General features: G+C 71.6%; 15 protein-coding genes. 13 read left to right on the plus strand and 2 right to left on the minus strand.

Going from position 1 to position 18717, the window contains the following annotated elements; translation table 11 throughout:
- Nucleotides 1–68 precede the first annotated feature (68 nt).
- Nucleotides 69–722 (plus strand): DUF6318 family protein, encoded by a 654-nt coding sequence (locus ACXET9_RS14430; protein WP_457887380.1) that lies wholly within the window; start codon nucleotides 69–71, stop codon nucleotides 720–722.
- A gap of 46 nt (nucleotides 723–768) precedes the next feature.
- Nucleotides 769–1797: a hypothetical protein gene (locus ACXET9_RS14435; RefSeq protein ID WP_457887381.1), complete on the plus strand. Its 1029-nt coding sequence runs from the start codon at nucleotides 769–771 to the stop codon at nucleotides 1795–1797.
- Nucleotides 1798–1911: 114 nt separating this feature from the next.
- Here ACXET9_RS14435 and ACXET9_RS14440 read toward each other — a convergent pair whose 3' ends face one another.
- Nucleotides 1912–2532: an MBL fold metallo-hydrolase gene (locus ACXET9_RS14440; RefSeq protein ID WP_457887382.1), complete on the minus strand. Its 621-nt coding sequence runs from the start codon at nucleotides 2530–2532 to the stop codon at nucleotides 1912–1914.
- Nucleotides 2529–3629 (minus strand): S-(hydroxymethyl)mycothiol dehydrogenase, encoded by a 1101-nt coding sequence (locus ACXET9_RS14445; protein WP_457887383.1) that lies wholly within the window; start codon nucleotides 3627–3629, stop codon nucleotides 2529–2531. The genes ACXET9_RS14440 and ACXET9_RS14445 overlap by 4 nt, the downstream gene beginning before the upstream one ends.
- A 234-nt stretch (nucleotides 3630–3863) precedes the next feature.
- On the opposite strand from ACXET9_RS14445, the gene pheS reads away from it, so the two are divergent.
- The 11 genes from pheS to tyrS all read left to right on the plus strand — a co-directional run bounded on the left by pheS (nucleotide 3864) and on the right by tyrS (nucleotide 18173).
- The gene (pheS, locus tag ACXET9_RS14450) at nucleotides 3864–4991 is read left to right on the plus strand and encodes a phenylalanine--tRNA ligase subunit alpha (protein WP_457887384.1); all 1128 of its coding nucleotides are present in this window, start codon (nucleotides 3864–3866) and stop codon (nucleotides 4989–4991) included.
- Between the two features lies 1 nt (nucleotide 4992).
- A complete protein-coding gene (pheT, locus tag ACXET9_RS14455; protein ID WP_457887385.1) occupies nucleotides 4993–7593 on the plus strand; it encodes a phenylalanine--tRNA ligase subunit beta in 2601 nt (866 codons plus the stop codon).
- Nucleotides 7594–7746: 153 nt separating this feature from the next.
- Nucleotides 7747–8895, plus strand: coding sequence for an N-acetyl-gamma-glutamyl-phosphate reductase (gene argC, locus ACXET9_RS14460; protein ID WP_457887386.1), 1149 nt, complete (start codon nucleotides 7747–7749; stop codon nucleotides 8893–8895).
- Between the two features lie 100 nt (nucleotides 8896–8995).
- Complete coding sequence (gene argJ / locus ACXET9_RS14465; RefSeq protein ID WP_457887387.1) at nucleotides 8996–10165, plus strand: bifunctional glutamate N-acetyltransferase/amino-acid acetyltransferase ArgJ; 1170 nt, start codon at nucleotides 8996–8998, stop codon at nucleotides 10163–10165.
- The gene (argB, locus tag ACXET9_RS14470; RefSeq protein ID WP_457887388.1) at nucleotides 10162–11109 is read left to right on the plus strand and encodes an acetylglutamate kinase; all 948 of its coding nucleotides are present in this window, start codon (nucleotides 10162–10164) and stop codon (nucleotides 11107–11109) included. The genes argJ and argB overlap by 4 nt, the downstream gene beginning before the upstream one ends.
- Nucleotides 11102–12382, plus strand: coding sequence for an acetylornithine transaminase (locus ACXET9_RS14475; protein WP_457887389.1), 1281 nt, complete (start codon nucleotides 11102–11104; stop codon nucleotides 12380–12382). Before argB ends, ACXET9_RS14475 begins: the two co-directional genes overlap by 8 nt.
- A 1-nt stretch (nucleotide 12383) precedes the next feature.
- Entirely contained in the window at nucleotides 12384–13388 is a 1005-nt protein-coding gene (gene argF, locus ACXET9_RS14480) for an ornithine carbamoyltransferase (protein WP_457887390.1), read from the plus strand.
- Nucleotides 13385–13906 carry an arginine repressor gene (locus tag ACXET9_RS14485; protein WP_457887391.1) on the plus strand — a complete coding sequence of 174 codons (522 nt, stop codon included), beginning with the start codon at nucleotides 13385–13387 and terminating at the stop codon, nucleotides 13904–13906. Before argF ends, ACXET9_RS14485 begins: the two co-directional genes overlap by 4 nt.
- A gap of 128 nt (nucleotides 13907–14034) precedes the next feature.
- A complete protein-coding gene (locus tag ACXET9_RS14490; RefSeq protein WP_457887392.1) occupies nucleotides 14035–15267 on the plus strand; it encodes an argininosuccinate synthase in 1233 nt (410 codons plus the stop codon).
- Entirely contained in the window at nucleotides 15264–16733 is a 1470-nt protein-coding gene (argH, locus tag ACXET9_RS14495; protein ID WP_457887393.1) for an argininosuccinate lyase, read from the plus strand. The genes ACXET9_RS14490 and argH overlap by 4 nt, the downstream gene beginning before the upstream one ends.
- Nucleotides 16734–16904: 171 nt before the next feature.
- On the plus strand, nucleotides 16905–18173 hold the full coding sequence (tyrS, locus tag ACXET9_RS14500; protein WP_457887394.1) for a tyrosine--tRNA ligase: 1269 nt from the start codon (nucleotides 16905–16907) through the stop codon (nucleotides 18171–18173).
- Nucleotides 18174–18717 lie beyond the last annotated feature (544 nt).

Consider the following 18717-nt stretch of genomic DNA (forward strand, 5'->3'; position numbering starts at 1 on the left):
CCGTAGCGGCCGGTCGACGAGCGCCGCTACGGTGCCGGGAATCCCTCGCCCGAACGGAAAGGTCGCCGATGACCCGCCGACTCCTCACCCGCACCGCCGCCGCGGCGGTCCTCGCCCTCGGCCTCGCCGCCTGCGGCGACGCGACCGACGGACCGATCACCGACCCGCCATCCACGATCGCACTCGGAGGCGGCGGAGGGGCGTCCGACGACGGTGGAGCCTCCGACGACGAGGGGACCGAAGCGCCGGACGACGGGACGGCCGTTGCTGTCGACATTCCTGCCCCGGACCCGGCGGACTATGCCGGCATGGATGAGAACACGCCGGAGGGGGCGGAGCAGGCTCTGCGGTACTTCGTCGCGCTCATGTTCTGGGGGTATCAGACGGGCGAGTCGGAAGAGATCGAGGGGCTCTATACGGATACGTGTACCGGATGCGCTTCGAATGTTGACCTGATCAAGGCGTACTCGGCGCAAGGGGAGTATTGGTCTTCAGTGGATATTGCGGAGAAGGATGATGGTATCTCCTCGGAAGTTACCGGAGGGGAGGAGGATGTTGTTGTCAGTTATGGTGTCTATGTTTCTCCGCATGTCGAGCCTGATCTAGAGTCAGGTGGGACCATTGATGTAGCGCGGGGAGACATTGGGGTCGGGGCAGGGATGGCCTGGGAGGGGGGAGGGTGGAAAGTTGTTGGCATGTACATCTCTGCTTATGAAGCGTGATGCGAGCGTCGCGCGCAGGGCTTCCAGGCTTGTAATAGTTGTGCTAATGCTCGGCTTGCACTTGGTTTTTTTGGCGGAAACTGCGCATGGAGAACCTGGAGGGGCCTGTAGTGAAAATGGAACGACTGTCGCCAAGGGCGATGCGGGATATGAAGTCACCTCTGGGCAGAAGGTTGATTGCGTGGTGCAGGCGCCGTCTAGCACGCCTCAATCTGCCAGCGAGATCGTGACCGCCCTCACCGACTTCACTCGGACCATCGCGCTCGAGAATCAGACCGTCTATTCCTGCACCGGCTCGGGTGGAGGTTCTCAGCTTTGCTCGTCTGAGGCTGATGCGTGCGAGCAGGGTATTGACTATTCGATCGCGAACGGTGACATCGTCGTGAGCATCGCCGATGCGACGGGTGCTCCGCGGGATGCGGGCAACGACGGCATGCAATCCGTCGAATACGAGAACGTGAATCTCGTCGACGGTGTGACCACGACGACCGGCTACGGATGCATCCCGGTGGGTGTCCCTGTCGATGCGGATGGCGTGCCGATCGTGATCTCGGTGTCGCAGGAGGATTTTGCGCGGTTGCCGGTGGAGGGGTTGGTGGCGCATGCGGGGCCGGAGGTGGGGTGGGTTCCGGTGAACATGGTGGTGGTGCTGTATGCGGAGACGCGGACGCAGGTGCTGGAGACGGAGCTGTTGGGGGTGCCGGTGCGGGTGCGGGCGATGCCGGTGGAGTTCCGGTGGGATCTGGGGGATGGGTCGTCGATCGTGACGTCGGATCCGGGGGAGCCGTTCCCGTCGGAGGCGGTGTCGTCGGAGTACCGGTATGAGGGGTGGTATGACATCGAGCTGACGACGACGTTCGCGGGGCAGTTCTCGGTCGATGGCGGGGAGTGGCAGGACATCGTGGGGACGATCGAGGTGGCCTCGGATCCGGTGGCGATCTTCTCGAAGTCGTTCGAGTCGCGGCTGGTGGATGGGGATGTGCCGGTGGACGAGGAGGCGGACCCGTGGATCCCGGCACGGACGCCGGACACGGAGGGCCCGCTCGACCCCGAGGCGGAGCAGCGGACCATCTGACGCCACCCCGCGCACAGACGGAGAGACGGAGGGACCGACGCGCACTCGGCGCGCCGGTCCCTCCGTCGGCGAGGAGAAGACCTCCTCGGACTCAGTCTCGGATGACTGCGGCGATCAGAGCCAGTCGCCCGTCGCCCGCTCCTTCTCCGCACCGATGGTCGTGTCCGGGCCATGGCCCGTGTGCACGACGGTTTCGGCGGGGAGAACGAACAGGCGCTCGCGGATCGACTCCTCGATGGTCTCCCGGGAGGAGAAGGAGCGTCCGGTGGCGCCCGGCCCGCCCTCGAACAGGGTGTCGCCGCTGAAGAGGACGCCGAGGTCCTCGACGTAGTAGCAGGTCGCACCGGGGGAATGGCCCGGGGTGTGGATCGCCTCGATGTCGAGGCCGGCGATGCGGAACATGTCGGAGTCCTCGACGTCGGCATCCCAGGGGAGCTCGCCGTGGGTGAGGGCCCAGACCTCGCGGTCGGCCGGGTTCAGCAGCAGCGGGGCCTCGAGGGCCTCAGCCAGCTCCGGCGCCATGCGCACATGGTCGTCGTGGGCATGGGTCAGGAGGATGCCGACGCACTCACGGTCGCCGACGAGAGCCGTGACCGCCTCCACGTCATGAGGGGCGTCGAAGACGACGCACTGCTCGTCGTCGCCGAGCACCCAGATGTTGTTCTCGACGTCGAAGGTCTCCCCATCGAGGCTGAAGGTGCCGGCGGCGACGGCGTGATCGACGCGGGCGGTCATCGGCTGATCACCGCCACGGTGCGCAGGGTGGTGCCGTCGTGGAGGGAGGAGAGGGCCTCGTCGACACCGGCGAGGTCGGTGTGCCCGGTGACGAACCGGTCGAGGGGGAGGCGGCCCTGGAGATAGAGGTCGGTGAGATAGGGGAAGTCCCGCTCGGGCAGGCAGTCGCCGTACCAGGAGGACTTCAGCGCGCCGCCGCGGCCGAACACGTCGAGCAGGGGGAGCGTCAGCTCGACACCGGGGCGGGGCACGCCGACGAGGACGACGCGGCCGGCGAGGTCGCGGCCGTAGAACGCGGTCTCGTAGGTCTGCGGGATGCCGACGGCGTCGACCACGACGTCGGCGCCGACGCCCCCGGTGAGCTCCTGGATCTTCGCGGCCGCCTCCTGCGGGGAGAGGCCGGCGGTGGAGACCGTGTGGGTGGCGCCGAGGTCGGTCGCCGCCGCGAACTTCTTCTCGTCGAGGTCGAGGCCGATGATGGTGGTGGCGCCTGCGAGCTTCGCGCCCGCGATCGCGGCGCAGCCGACGCCGCCGAGGCCGATGACGGCGACGGTCTCGCCGCGCTGGACCTGGCCGGTGTTCATGGCGGCGCCGAGGCCGGCCATGACGCCGCAGCCGAGGAGGCCGACGACCTCCGCCGGGGCGTCCTCGGAGACCTTGGTGCACTGGCCCTCGTGGACGATGGTGCGCTCGATGAAGGCGCCGATGCCGAGGGCGGGCACGAGCTCGGTGCCGTCGGCGAGAGTCATCTTCTTGGACGCGTTGTGCGTGGCGAAGCAGTACTGCGGGACGCCCTTGCGGCAGGCGCGGCATTCGCCGCAGACGGCTCGCCAGTTCAGGACGACGTAGTCGCCGACCTCGACGTGGGTGACGGCCTCGCCGATCTCGGCGACGCGCCCTGCGGCCTCGTGGCCGAGGAGGAAGGGGAACTCGTCGGTGATGCCGCCGTCGCGGTAGGCGAGGTCGGTGTGGCAGACCCCGCAGGAGTCGATCGTGACGATGACGTCGTGCGGACCGGGGTCGGGGACGACGACGTCCACGAGCTCGGCGGGCTGCTTCTCAGCGAGGGCGACGACGCCCTTCACCGTGGTGGGCATGGGAACTCCTTAGGGACGACGAGAGGACCGTACCGGCCTGAAGACCAGCCTAGGGGTCTCCCGAACGGCTCGGGGCGGATCGGGCGGGCCTCCGCGCGGCGGGCCGGGATCCCCAGGGGAGTCCGGGGCTCGACGGGACCCTCCTAGAATGGGTCGCGGTGGCCGCGCCGCTGTCGAGAGCGCGCCGCGGCACCCCTGCAGCACCCCCTGACCGCGAGGACGAAAGCGATACCTGTGTCCGAGACATCACCCGCCCCCGGCGCCGCCGGGACGCCCGAGATCGACGAGGCGGCGATCACCGCCGCCGTCGACGCCGCGCTGGTCGCGATCGCCGCCGCCGCGACGACCGATGAGCTGAAGGCCGTCCGCATCGCCCATGTCGGCGATGCGAGCGTCCTGTCGACGGCGAACCGCGCCATCAAGGACCTCCCCAAGGAGCAGAAGGCTGCGGCCGGCAAGCTGGTGGGCCATGGCAAGGGCCGCGTCCAGCAGGCGCTCGGCGCCCGCCAGAAGGAGCTCGCCGCCGCCGAGGAGGAGGCCGCGCTGGCCGCCGAGACCGTCGACGTGACGCTCCCGACGGACCGCCGTCCGCGCGGCGCCGCCCATCCGCTGACGACGCTGCAGGACCGCATCTCCGATGTGTTCGTCGCGATGGGCTGGGAGATCGCCGAGGGCCCGGAGATCGAGGCGGAGTGGTTCAACTTCGACGCCCTGAACTTCGACGCGGATCATCCCGCGCGCCAGATGCAGGACACCTTCTACGTCGCCGGTCCGGACGGCGGCGAGGGCTCCGGTCAGGTGCTGCGCACGCACACCTCGCCGGTGCAGGCCCGCGCGCTCCTCGAGCGCGGCGTGCCGCTGTACATCGCGTGCCCCGGGACCGTGTACCGCACCGATGAGCTCGACGCGACCCACACTCCGGTGTTCTCGCAGGTGGAGGGCCTCGCGATCGACAAGGGCCTGACGATGGCGAACCTCGTCGGGACCCTCGACGCGATCGCGGCCGCCCTGTTCGGCGGCACCCCGATCACGCGCCTGCGCCCGAGCTACTTCCCGTTCACGGAGCCGAGCGCGGAGATGGACTTCCGCTGCTTCGCCTGCGACGCCCGCCTCGGGCTCGACCACGACGCGGACCCGGCCTGCCGGGTGTGCGGCGGCACCGGCTGGATCGAGATGGGCGGCTGCGGCATGGTCAACCCGGCCGTGCTGCGCTCGGCCGGCGTGGATCCGGAGGAGTACCAGGGCTTCGCCTTCGGCCTGGGGATCGAGCGGATCCTCATGCTGCGCAACGGCGTGCCCGACATGCACGACATCGTGGAGGGCGACGTCCGCTTCTCCCAGCACTACGGGACGGAGATCTGAGATGCCCCGCATTCCCCTGACGTGGCTCGGCGAGCACGTCGAGATCGACGCGGAGCAGTCCGCCCTGCAGATCGCCACCGACCTCTCCCGCATCGGCCTCGAGGAGGAGGCGATCCATGGCGCGCAGGTGACGGGACCGCTCGTCGTCGGCCGCGTGCTGGATCTGGTCAAGGAGCCGCAGAAGAACGGCAAGACCATCAACTGGTGCCGCGTCGACGTCGGCCCCGAGCACAACCACGAGCTCGACGATCCGAAGGATCCGCAGCCCGGCGAGGAGCGCCCGAGCCGCGGCATCATCTGCGGCGCCCACAACTTCGTCGAGGGCGATCTGGTCGTCGTCTCGCTGCCGGGCACCGTGCTGCCGGGCGACTTCGCGATCGCCGCCCGCAAGACCTACGGGCACAAGTCCGACGGCATGATCTGCTCCGGCGAGGAGCTGGACCTGGGTGCGGATCCGGCCGGCGAGGACGGCATCATCGTGATCGGCCGCGGGCACGCCGAGGGCTTGACGGCGGAGCCGGGCGACGACGCGATCGCGCTGCTGGGCCTCGGCGACGAGGTCGTCGAGATCAACGTGACCCCGGACCGCGGCTACTGCTTCTCGATGCGCGGCGTCGCCCGCGAGTACGCGCATGCGACGGGCGCGGCCTTCGCCGATCCGGTCGCAGCCGTCGCGGTCCCCGCGCCGACGGGCGCCGGGGTGCCGGTCCAGCTGCGCGACGACGCCCCGATCCGCGGCGGCGAGGGCTGCACGCGCTTCGTAGCGCTCGAGGTCAGCGGCGTGGATCCGACGGCGCAGACCCCGCGCTGGATGGCCCGTCGCCTGACCCTCGCGGGCATGCGCCCGATCTCGCTGATCGTCGACGTCACGAACTACGTGATGCTCGACCTCGGGCAGCCGCTGCACGCCTACGACGCCGAGAAGATCGTCGCGCCGATCGTCGTGCGCCGCGCGCGCGCCGGCGAGACCCTCACGACCCTCGACGACGTCGAGCGCACCCTCCATCCCGAGGACCTCCTGATCGCCGACTGCGGCGGTCCCGACGGCGATCGCGTGCTGGGCATCGCCGGCGTCATGGGCGGCGCCGACACCGAGGTCACGGACGCGACCACGAGCATCATCCTCGAGGCCGCGACCTTCCAGCAGATCTCGATCGCCCGCACCGCGCGCCGTCACCGTCTGCCCTCGGAGGCCTCCAAGCGCTTCGAGCGCGGCGTCGACCCGCAGCTCCCGCCCGCGGCGGTCCGCCGAGCGGCCGAGCTGATCGTCGAGCACGGCGGCGGCACGATCTCCGAGCGCTGGACGGACGAGGGCGCGGTCGCCGAGCGCGAGCCGATCCGCTTCCCCGTCGCCGACGCCGAGCGCGTCGTCGGCATCGCGTACACCGAGGACCAGGTCCGCGGCGCCCTCGAGACCATCGGCTGCGAGCTCGCCGACCTCGAGGACGGCGTCGTGGCGGTGACCCCGCCGTCCTGGCGCCCCGATCTCACGATCCGCGAGGACCTCGTGGAGGAGATCGCGCGCCTGGTCGGCTACGGGACCATCCCGTCGCTGCTGCCCGCGGCGCCGGCCGGTCGCGGCCTGACCCGGGCGCAGTCCGGGCGCCGTGCGGCCGCACGGGCTCTCGCCGAGGCGGGGCTGACCGAGGTCGTCTCGTACCCGTTCGTCGCCGAGGGCGTCTTCGACGCGCTCGGTTACGCGGCCGACGACGAGCGCCGTGCCGCGGTGCGCCTGCTGAACCCGCTCGCGGACGACGAGCCGCTGATCCGCACCGAGCTGCTGCAGACCCTGCTGCCGACGGCCCGGCTGAACCTGTCCCGCGGCGAGGACGCGGTCGCGGTCTTCCAGCGCGGCCTCGTGGCCCGGTCCCGGGGCGACCAGGGCGTCTCCGCGCTGCCCTCGGCCGCGCAGCGTCCCAGCGAGGAGGAGCTCGCCTCCGTCCTCGACGGCCTGCCCGAGCAGAGGCGGGTCCTCGCCGCCGTCGTCGGCGGCGCCTCCGGCCCGGACTCCTGGTGGGGCTCCGCGGAGGCGTGGGGCTGGGCCGATGCGATCGAGCTCGCCCGCCGGACGGCCGCAGCCGTCGGGGCGGAGCTCGAGATCCGTCAGGTCCAGCGCGCGCCCTTCCACCCGGGGCGCGCGGGCGAGCTGCGCGTGACCTCCGCCGACGGCGAGTCCGTCGTCGTGGGCTATGCCGGCGAGCTGCACCCCGCGGTCGTGAAGGCGCACAAGCTGCCGACGCGCACGAGCGCTCTCGAGCTCGACCTCGATGCCGTGATCGCGGCGGCCCCGGCGGTCATCCGGGCCGGTGAGGTGCCGACCTTCCCGGTCGCCAAGGAGGACTTCGCCTTCGTGGTCGACGAGACGGTCCCCGCCTCGGCCGTGCAGGCCGCGATCGTGGTCGGCATCGGCGATCTCGCCGAGAGCGTCCGCCTGTTCGACGTGTTCGTCGGCGAGCAGATCGGCGACGGTCGGAAGTCGCTGGCCTTCGCCGTGCGCCTGCGCTCGACGACCGGCACGCTGAGCGCCGAGGAGATCGGCGCGGCCCGTTCCCGCTGCATCGCGGCGGTCGAGTCCGCGGTCGGAGGCGTGCTGCGGGCCTGAGCCCGCCGGTGCGCAGCTGAGCGCGCCCGATCCCCTCCGAGCACTGCAGGCGAGCGCCCGGTCCGACGAGTCCGTCGGGCCGGGCGCTCGCATGCTCGGACCTCCTGCACCCGCACTGGCTGATCATGCAGTGGGATGTATATACTTGCTCCCATGAGCATCGAGCACCCGGGAACCGAGCAGACCGCTGTCGGAGGGGCCGCCGCGAGCCCTCGTGTCGCGAGCCCCCGTGCCGCGCGACCCCGCGTCGCCGTCGTCGGCGCCTCCGGCTATGCCGGGGGAGAGACCCTCCGCCTGCTCGCCGCGCACCCGGGCGTCGAGGTCGCGACCGTCGCCGCGCACTCGAGCGCAGGCCGTCGCCTCTCCGAGGTGGCCCCGCACATCGACCTGGGCCATGACCCGATCCTGCAGGAGACGAGCGTCGAGACCCTCGCCGGGCACGATGTCGTCGTCCTCGCCCTGCCGCACGGCCAGTCCGGGGAGATCTCCGCGCAGCTGCGCGCCGAGGATCCCGACGTCCTCGTCCTCGACCTCGGGGCGGACCATCGCCTCGAGAGCGCCGAGGACTGGCAGGAGTACTACGGCAGCGAGCATGCGGGCACCTGGACCTACGGCATGCCGGAGCTCCCGCTCGCCGACGGCGCCCGCCAGCGCGAGCTCATCGCCGCCTCCCGCGAGATCGCCGTCCCCGGATGCAACGCGACCGCCGTGACCCTCGCCCTCGCGCCGCTCGTGCGGGCCGGCCTGCTGGACGCCTCACACCTGAACGCCGTCCTGCCCGTCGGCTACTCTGGCGCCGGCCGCACCGCGAAGCAGCACCTGCTGTTCTCCGAGGCCTCCGGCTCCGCCGCCCCCTATGCGGTCGGCGGCAGCCACCGCCACGTCCCGGAGATCCTCCAGAACCTCCGCCGCGCTGCGGGGGAGGATGCCGCCGCCGACGCACGGCTCACCTTCACCCCCGTGCTGGTGCCGATGAGCCGCGGCATCCTCGCGGTCTGCACGGCCCCGGTCGACGCGGGCACGACCACCGCGGACCTGCTCGGCGCCCTCGAGGCCGACTACGGCGACGAGCACTTCCTCACCGTGCTGCCCGAGGGCCGCTTCCCCTCCACCGGCGAGGTCCTCGGCGCGAACACCGTGCGCCTGGGGGCGACCGTGGACCGGCGCAGCGGCCAGGCGACCGTCATCGCCGCGATCGACAACCTCGTCAAGGGCACCGCCGGCGCTGCCGTGCAGTCGCTCAACCTTGCGCTCGGCCTGCCCGAGGGCACGGGTCTGACCCGCACCGCCCTCGCTCCCTGATCCCGCCCCCTGATCCCGCCCGACGACGTCGCCCGTCGGCGCACGTCGCGCGTCGCCCCCGTCTCCCACCCTCCGTCTCCCATCTCCGAGGAGCTCGTCCATGTCGATCACCCAGCCCCGCGGCTTCCGCGCCGTCGGCCTCGCCGCCGGCATCAAGGCATCCGGCGCGCGCGACCTCGCGCTCGTCGTCAACGACGGCCCCCGCGACACCGCGGCCGCCGTGTTCACCGCCAACCGCGTCCAGGCCGCGCCGGTGCTGTGGTCCCGCCAGGCGGTGTCCGACGGGCGCGCCCGCGCGGTCGTCCTGAACTCGGGCGGCGCCAACGCCTGCACGGGGCCCGACGGCTTCGCCGACACGCATCGGACCGCCGAGCACGCCGCGGCGGCCCTCGGCCTGTCCTCGCAGGATGTGCTGGTGTGCTCGACCGGTCTGATCGGCGAGCGGCTCCCGATGGAGACGCTGCTGGCGGGCGTGGACGCGGCCGTGCCGGCGCTCGCCGCGGGCGAGGAGGCGGACGCCTCGGCCTCGCAGGCGATCATGACGACCGACACCGTGCCGAAGACCGCGCAGATCACCACGCCCTCGGGCGTCGTCGTCGGCGGCATCGCCAAGGGCGCGGGCATGCTCGCCCCGCAGCTCGCGACGATGCTCGTCGTGATCACGACGGATGCCGACGTCGATGCCGCGACCGCCGATGCGGCGCTGCGCGAGGCGACCCGCACGACCTTCGACCGGGTCGACTCCGACGCCTGCATGTCCACGAACGACACGGTGATCCTGATGGCCTCCGGGGCGAGCGGCATCGCCGTCGACGCCGCCGAGCTCGCCGAGGGCGTGCGCGCGGTCAGCGCCTCCCTCGCCCGGCAGCTGATCGCCGACGCCGAGGGCGCCAGCCACGACGTGCACGTCGTGGTCACCTCGGCCACCACGGAGGACGCCGCCCTCGCGGTCGCCCGCGAGATCGCCCGCGCGAACCTCGTCAAGGCCGCGATCTTCGGGAACGACCCCAACTGGGGGCGCATCGTCGCGGCGGCCGGCTGCGTGCCCGAGGCCGTCGCCCCCTATGACGTCGCGGACCTCTCGGTCTCCGTCAACGGCGTGGAGGTGTGCCGTGCGGGCGGCGCCCACCGCGACCGCTCGGAGGTCGACATGACCCCGCGCGAGACCCTCATCGAGGTCGACCTCGGCGCCGGCTCCGCGACGGCGGACATCTGGACCAACGACCTCACCCACGACTACGTCGAAGAGAACAGCGCCTACTCCTCATGACCACCGTGAACTCGTCGAAGAACCCGCTCGCGGAGCTGACGCCCGCGCAGGCGGAGGCCCATGCGAAGTCGGAGGTCCTCATCGAGGCGCTGCCGTGGATGCAGCGCTTCCAGGGCAAGATCGTCGTGGTCAAGTACGGCGGCAACGCCATGATCGACGACGACCTGCGTCGCGCCTTCGCCGCGGACATCGTCTTCATGCGCCATGCCGGCATCCACGTCGTCGTCGTCCACGGCGGCGGCCCGCAGATCAACGCGATGCTGCAGCGCGTGGGGGTGGACAGCGAGTTCCGCGGGGGCCTGCGCGTCACCGATGCGGAGACGATGGACATCGTGCGGATGGTGCTCGTCGGCCAGGTGGGGCGCGAGCTCGTCGGCCTGATCAACGAGCACGGGCCCTACGCGATCGGCATGTCCGGCGAGGACGCCCGCCTGTTCTCGGCGCGCCGCCGCGGCACGACGGTCGACGGCGAGGACGTCGACCTCGGTCACGTCGGCGCCGTCACGCAGGTGCGGCCCGAGTCGATCCAGGACCTGCTGGATGCGGGCCGGATCCCGGTGGTCTCCTCGATCGCCCCGGAGATCGGGGAGGACGGCCAGCCGACGGGCGCCGTGCTGAACATCAACGCGGACCTCGCCGCGGCGGCGCTCGCCGCGGGCCTGGACGCGGAGAAGCTCGTCGTCCTCACGGATGTCGAGGGGCTGTATCGCGACTGGCCGGACCGGGACTCGCTGATCCCGGAGATCTCCGCGAGCGAGCTGCGGGAGATGCTGCCCGCGCTGACCGCGGGCATGATCCCCAAGGCGGAGTCGCTGCTGGACGCGGTGGACTCGGGCGTGCGCACGGCCGCCATGATCGACGGACGGATCGAGCATGCGGTGCTGCTCGAGGTGTTCACCGCCAAGGGCGTGGGCACCATGGTGAGGAGGGACGACTATGTCTGAAGGAACCGCTGTGACCGCTGCGTCCTCTGAGTCCGCGGCGCTGTCGAGCCGCTACGCCGGCTCCATGATCGGCGTGTTCGGCACGCCCCAGCGCGTGCTCGTGCGGGGCGAGGGCACGCGGGTGTGGGACGCCGACGGCACCGAGTATCTCGACCTGCTCGGCGGCATCGCCGTGAACGCCCTCGGGCACGCGCATCCTTCGCTGATCGCCGCGATCGGCAAGCAGATGGAGACCCTCGGCCACGTCTCGAACTTCTTCGCGACGCCCTCGCAGATCGAGCTCGCCGAGCGGCTGCTCGAGCTCGCGGACGCCCCCGAGGGGTCCGGCGTGTTCTTCACGAACTCCGGCACGGAGGCCAACGAGGCCGCCTTCAAGATCGCCCGGCGCACCGGACGCCCGCGCATCATCGCGCTCGAGCAGTCCTTCCACGGCCGCACGATGGGCGCGCTCGCGCTCACCCACAAGGAGGCCTACCGGACGCCCTTCGAGCCGCTCCCCGGCGGGGTCGAGTTCCTCCCCGCGGAGGACGTCGACGCGCTCGCGGCGGCGCTCGCCCCGGGCGACGTCGCGGCGGTCTTCGCCGAGCCGATCCAGGGCGAGGCCGGCGTGATCCCGCTGTCCGACGAGTACCTCCTCGCGCTGCGGCGGCTGACCCGCGAGCACGGCACCCTGCTGATCCTCGACGAGGTCCAGACCGGTGTCGGCCGGACGGGGGAGTGGTTCGCCCACCAGCGCGTCCCGGGCCTGCAGCCCGATGTCATGACCCTCGCCAAGGGCCTCGGCGGCGGCTTCCCGATCGGCGCCGCGATCGCCTTCGGCGAGCACGCCCGCACGCTCCTCCAGCCCGGGCAGCACGGCACCACCTTCGGCGGGAACCCCGTCGGCGCGGCCGTCGCGCTCGGGGTCCTCGGCACGATCGCCGAGGACGGGCTGCTCGAGCATGTGCGCCGGGTCGGCGCGGACCTCGCCGCGCGGGTGACCGCGCTCGCCGCGTCCGACGAGCGGATCCTCGGCGTGCGCGGGGCCGGGCTGCTGCAGGGCATCGCCCTCGCCGCGCCGATCGCCCCGCAGGTCGTCGAGGCGGCGCTCGGCGCAGGCTTCATCGTCAACGCCGCGAACCCGTCGACCATCCGGCTGGCTCCGCCGCTCATCATCACCGAGGCGGAGCTCGCGACCTTCGTCGACGCCCTGCCCGCGCTCCTCGACGCCGCCGAGGCGGCCGCCGCACCTGCCGCACCCGCCGCCGAGACCACCCCCGAGAAGAGGTCCTGAGATGCCCCGTCACTTCCTGCGCGATGACGACCTGAGCCCGGTCGAGCAGAAGGAGGTCCTCGCCCTCGCCCTCGAGATGACGCAGGACCGCTTCGCCCACCGCCCGTTCGCGGGCCCGCGCACCGTCGCCGTCCTGTTCGACAAGTCCTCGACCCGCACCCGGGTCTCCTTCGCGACCGGCATCACCGAGCTCGGGGGCAGCCCGCTGGTGATCGAGGCGGGCTCGAGCCAGCTCGGCCGCGGCGAGTCCATCGCCGACACCACCGAGGTGCTCACCCGCATGGTCTCCACGATCGTGTGGCGCACCTTCGGCCAGGACCGCATCGAGGAGATGGCCCGCCACGCGACCGTCCCCGTCATCAACGCGCTGACCGACGAGTTCCACCCCTGCCAGATCCTCGCGGACCTGGTCACGATCGCCCAGCACACGGGCGGGCTCGGCGGCGACGGCGAGGCCTCGCTCGCCGGCCGCTCGATGGCGTACCTCGGCGACGGCGCCAACAACATGGCCCATTCGTACCTGCTCGGCGGCGCCACCGCCGGCATGGACGTGCGGATCGCGGCGCCCGTCAGCCACCTGCCGGCGTCGTCCGTCGTCCGCGCGGCCGAGATCATCGCGTCCTCGACCGGCGGCTCCGTGACCATCACCGACGATCCCCGCGCCGCGGTGGCCGGAGCCGACGCCGTCATCACCGACACCTGGGTGTCGATGGGCCAGGAGGGGGAGAAGGGCGCTCGCGGCACCGAGCTGTTCGGCCGCTTCGCCGTGACCGAGGAGCTCATGGAGCTCTCCGGCGGCATCTTCCTCCACTGCCTCCCCGCCTACCGCGGCAAGGAGGTCACCGCCGGCGTGATCGACGGCCCGCAGTCCGTCGTCTGGGACGAGGCGGAGAACCGTCTGCACGCGCAGAAGGCGCTCATGGCCTGGCTGATCTCCCACCCGGACGAGAAGACCGCCGCCCACGCCCTGACGCTGCCCGCGTCGGGCACGGCGGAGCGGGCGTGACCGAGCCCCGACGGGGCCTCGCGCAGACCAAGACGTCCCGTCAGCGCCGGATCACCGAGCTGCTCGAGCAGCAGGAGGTGGGCTCGCAGTCGCAGCTCGCCCGCCTGCTCGCCGAGGAGGGCTTCGAGGTCACGCAGGCGACGCTGTCCCGCGACCTGGTGGAGCTGCAGGCCGAGAAGGTCCGCGGCGCCCAGGGCGGGCTGGTCTACCGCACGCCCCCGGAGGGTGCGCTCCCGCGCGGCGCGGCGACCTCCGCCGAGGCCGAGGTGCTGGAGGCACGCCTCCCGCGCCTCGCCGAGGGCCTGCTGGTCTCGGCGGTCGCCAGCGGCAACCTCGTGGTCGTCCGGACACCGCCGGGCGCCGCCCCGTATCTCGCCTCGGCGATCGACCGTTCGGTCCTGCCCGACGTGATCGGTACGATCGCGGGGGACGACACCGTGCTGCTCGTCGCCCGCGACGCCGACGGCGGGGACGCGCTCGCCGCGCGCCTGCTCGATCTCGCCGACGGGCCCCGCTGACGGAGCCTCCGCCGACAGCCGAACGGACGCCGCGACGCCCTCCCGCTTCCTGCGTCCTCCCCCTCGCACCACCCTGAACTCGACGTACACCCCCGACTCGACGAACACCCCCGACTAGGAGCATTCCCGTGACCGAAAAGATCGTCCTCGCCTACTCCGGCGGCCTCGACACCTCCGTGGCCATCGGCTGGATCCACGACGCCACCGGCGCCGACGTCATCGCCTGCGCGGTCGACGTGGGCCAGGGCGGAGAGGACCTCGAGGTCATCCGCCAGCGCGCCCTCGACTGCGGCGCCGTCGAGGCGTACGTCGCCGACGCCCGCGACGAGTTCGCGAACGAGTACTGCATGCCCGCCCTCAAGGCGAACTCGCTGTACATGGACGCGTACCCGAACGTCTCGGCGATCTCCCGCCCCGTCATCACCAAGCACCTGGTGAAGGCCGCGAAGAAGTTCGGCGCGACCACCGTCGCCCACGGCTGCACCGGCAAGGGCAACGACCAGGTCCGCTTCGAGGTCTCGATCACCTCGCTCGCGCCCGAGCTCAAGTGCATCGCTCCGGTCCGCGATCTCGCGCTGACACGCGACCGCGCGATCGAGTACGCGGAGCGCAAGAACCTGCCGATCGCCACCACGAAGCACAACCCCTTCTCGATCGACCAGAACGTGTGGGGCCGCGCCATCGAGACCGGCTTCCTCGAGGACATCTGGAACGAGCCGACGAAGGACGTCTTCAACTACACCGACGACCCGGCGTTCCCGCCGGTCGCCGACGAGGTCATCATCAGCTTCGAGCAGGGCGTCCCGGTCGCGATCGACGGCCGCGCCGTCACCCCGCTGCAGGCGATCCAGGAGCTCAACCGCCGCGCCGGAGCCCAGGGCATCGGCCGGATCGACATCGTCGAGGACCGCCTCGTCGGCATCAAGTCGCGCGAGGTCTACGAGGCCCCCGGCGCGATGACGCTGATCACCGCGCACCAGGAGCTCGAGCGCGTGACCCTCGAGCGCGAGCAGGCCCGCTTCAAGCGCCAGGTCGGCGACCGCTGGACCGAGATGGTCTACGACGGCCAGTGGTTCTCCCCGCTGAAGAAGTCGCTGGACGCCTTCATCGAGGACACCCAGCGCTATGTCTCCGGCGACATCCGCATGACCCTGCACGGCGGCCGCGCGACCGTCACCGGGCGCCGCACCGAGACGGGCCTGTACGACTTCAACCTCGCCACCTACGACGAGGGCGACACCTTCGACCAGGCCAGTGCCCGCGGCTTCATCGACATCTACGGCCTCGCCGCCAAGCAGGCCGCCGCGCGCGACGTGGCCCTCGGCAACGGCCAGGACCTGTCCGTCGAGGACGACGCGTGACCAGCGCCGACAGCACGTCCGGAGCCGGCGCTCCGGCCGACGGCGCCCCCGCGGAGGGCGGCGGCGCGGCGCTGTGGGGCGGGCGCTTCGGCTCCGGCCCCGCGGCGGCGCTCGCCGCGCTGTCGAAGTCGACGCACTTCGACTGGCGGCTCGCCCAGTACGACCTGCGCGGCTCGAAGGCCCACGCCAACGTGCTGCACGCGGCGAGCCTGCTCAGCGATGACGAGCTGGTGCGCATGCAGGAGGCGCTGGACCGCCTCGCGGCGGACGTCGCCTCCGGCGCCTTCGTCGCGGACGAGGCCGACGAGGACGTGCACACGGCCCTCGAGCGCGGTCTCATGGAGCGCGCCGGGGCGGACCTCGGCGGCAAGCTCCGCGCCGGCCGCTCCCGCAACGACCAGATCGCGACGCTGATCCGCCTGTTCATCCGCGACCAGTCGCGGGGGATCGGCGATCACGTCCTGGATCTGGTGGAGGTGCTGCTCGAGCGCGCCCGCGAGGTGCACGGCGTCCCCATGCCGGGGCGCACGCATCTCCAGCACGCGCAGCCGCTGCTGCTCAGCCACCATCTGCTGGCGCATGCCTGGCCGCTGCTGCGGGACGTGCAGCGCCTGCAGGACCTGGACCGGCGCGCGGCGGTCTCGCCCTACGGGTCCGGGGCGCTCGCCGGCTCGAGCCTCGGGCTCGACCCGCAGCGCGTGGCCGCCGAGCTCGGCTTCGACGACTCGGTGTGGAACTCGATCGACGGGACCGCCTCGCGGGACCTGACCGCCGAGTTCGCCTTCGTCCTCGCCATGGTCGCGATCGACCTGTCGCGGCTCGCGGAGGAGGTCATCCTGTGGAACACGAAGGAGTTCTCCTTCATCACGCTCGATGACGCCTTCTCCACGGGGTCGTCGATCATGCCGCAGAAGAAGAACCCGGACATCGCCGAGCTCGCGCGCGGCAAGGCCGGGCGCGTCATCGGCGATCTGGTGGGCCTGCTGGCGACCCTGAAGGCGCTGCCGCTCGCGTACAACCGCGACCTGCAGGAGGACAAGGAGCCGGTCTTCGACCAGGTCGACTCCCTCGAGCTGGTGCTGCCGGCCTTCACCGGCATGATGGCCACGCTCGTCTTCCACACGGACCGGATGGCCGAGCTCGCCCCGCAGGGCTTCTCCCTCGCGACCGACATCGCCGACCATCTGGTGCGCCGCGGCGTGCCGTTCCGCAGCGCCCACGAGATCTCGGGCGCCTGCGTGAAGGTCGCCGAGGAGCAGGGCAAGGAGCTCTGGGACCTGACGGACGCCGAGTTCGCCGACATCTCCGAGCACCTGGACTCCTCCGTCCGCGCGGTGCTCACGGTGGAGGGCTCGATCGACTCCCGCGACGCCAAGGGCGGGACCGCTCCTGTCCGCGTGGCAGAGCAGGAGGACGAGGTCTCGCGGACCATCGCGTCCCTGCGGGAGTTCACCCGCGACCGCTGATCCCCGCAATCGCGCACCCGACGGCGCCGGACCTCCTCGGAGGTCCGGCGCCGTCGGTCGTCGGGATATCGGATCGCGTCCGCTCCCGAGGTCTGGGAGAATGAGCGCCGACCGACCTGATTCCGGCGGCTCGCACGGTGCGGGCCGCCTCCACCGAGAGGACATCGATCGATGCAGACCGTCCTGGACGAACTCGCCTGGCGAGGGCTCGTCGTGCAGACCACCGGGCGCGAGGCGCTCGGCAGCGCTCTGGCGGACGGACCGATCAGCCTCTATTGCGGGTTCGACCCGACGGCGGCATCCCTCCACGTCGGCCATCTGACCCAGGTCCTCACGATGCGCCGCTTCCAGCTCGCGGGCCATCGGCCCTTCGCCCTGGTCGGCGGGGCGACCGGTCTGATCGGCGACCCGCGCATGTCGGGCGAGCGCGTCCTGAACGACGAGGACGTGGTGGCCGGCTGGGTGGGCTCGCTGCGGGACCAGATCTCCCGCTTCCTTGACCTGGACGGCGAGTTCGGCGTGCAGATGGTCAACAACCTCGACTGGATCGGGGAGATGAGCGCGCTGCATTTCCTGCGGGACATCGGCAAGCACTACCGCATGGGCACGATGCTCGCGAAGGAGACCGTCGCGCGGAGGCTCTCGAGCGATGAGGGCATCAGCTACACCGAGTTCAGCTACCAGGTCCTCCAGGGCCTGGACTACCTCGAGCTGCATCGCCGTCACGGCGTCTCCCTCCAGTACGGCGGGAACGATCAGTGGGGCAACCTGCTCTCGGGCGTCGACCTCATCCACAAGGTCGAGGGCCACGACGTCCACGCGCTGACGACCCCTCTGGTGACGAAGGCCGACGGCACCAAGTTCGGCAAGAGCGAGGGCGGCGCGATCTGGCTCGACCCGGAGCTGACGAGCCCCTACGCGTTCCATCAGTTCTGGCTGAACGCCGCCGATGCGGACGTCGTGAACTACCTGCGCTACTTCACCTTCCGCTCCGCGGAGGAGATCGCCGAGCTGGAGACCGCGACCGCCGAGGCCTCGCACCAGCGGGCGGCGCAGAAGGCGCTCGCCGATGAGCTGACGACGCTGGTCCACGGACAGCAGGCGACGGATCAGGCGAAGGCCGCGGCCGCGGTCCTCTTCGGTCGCGGGGACGTCCGCGAGCTGGACGGGCCGACGATCGACGCCATCGCGGGCGAGCTGCCCGGGGCGACGCTCGCTCCGACGGACGCGCTGGTCGACGCCTTCGTCGGCACCGGCATCGTGGCCTCGAAGGGCGCCGCCCGTCGCAGCGCCGACGAGGGGGGCCTGTCGGTCAACGGCGAGAAGATCTCGGCCGACGACCTCGCCGCCGAGCTCGGGTCCCTCACGGCCCTCGCCGGCGGACGCCTCCTTCTGCGTCGGGGACGGAAGAGCGCCGCGATGGCCACGCTGCGCGGCTGAGCGACCCCGTTCAGTGACGACACGCCCGATGATCCCTGCGGATCGACGGCGGAGGAGCCCCCGGACCGAACGGTCCGGGGGCTCCTCGCATCTGCTCATACCACCCGTCGTGCATGACGATGCAAGCTGGAGGCAGGGTCCGGTGACCCCACTCTCAAACCTGGGTCACATCGAGGCCGCAACCGGCGTCCGCCAGGAGAAATTGTGCCGCTGACCTGCAGGGATGGGCATACGTGGCGGTGGCCGGAGGGTGAACGACCGGGTTTGACGCCGGGAGAGCGGGCCCCGTAATGTCTTCCTTGTCAGCACGGAGGACGCGAAAGCGGAAGACGAGCTGGCCCGGCCTTCCAGGCCGAGGGTGCGAACCGCCTCTGATCGCCCAGCGATCACGGAGATCCGGATCACACCGAGCCGAGTTGAAACCGCCGCGAGGAACTGCTAGAGTAGTGACTCGCGCCGGGACGACGAAGCGGAAGCTCGTCGGATGGATCTTCCACCCGGCACCCGAGCCTCCAGGACGGATCGCAGAGCGGTCCTGATGGAT

The organism is Brachybacterium netajii (SeqCode) (genome assembly GCF_054114245.1).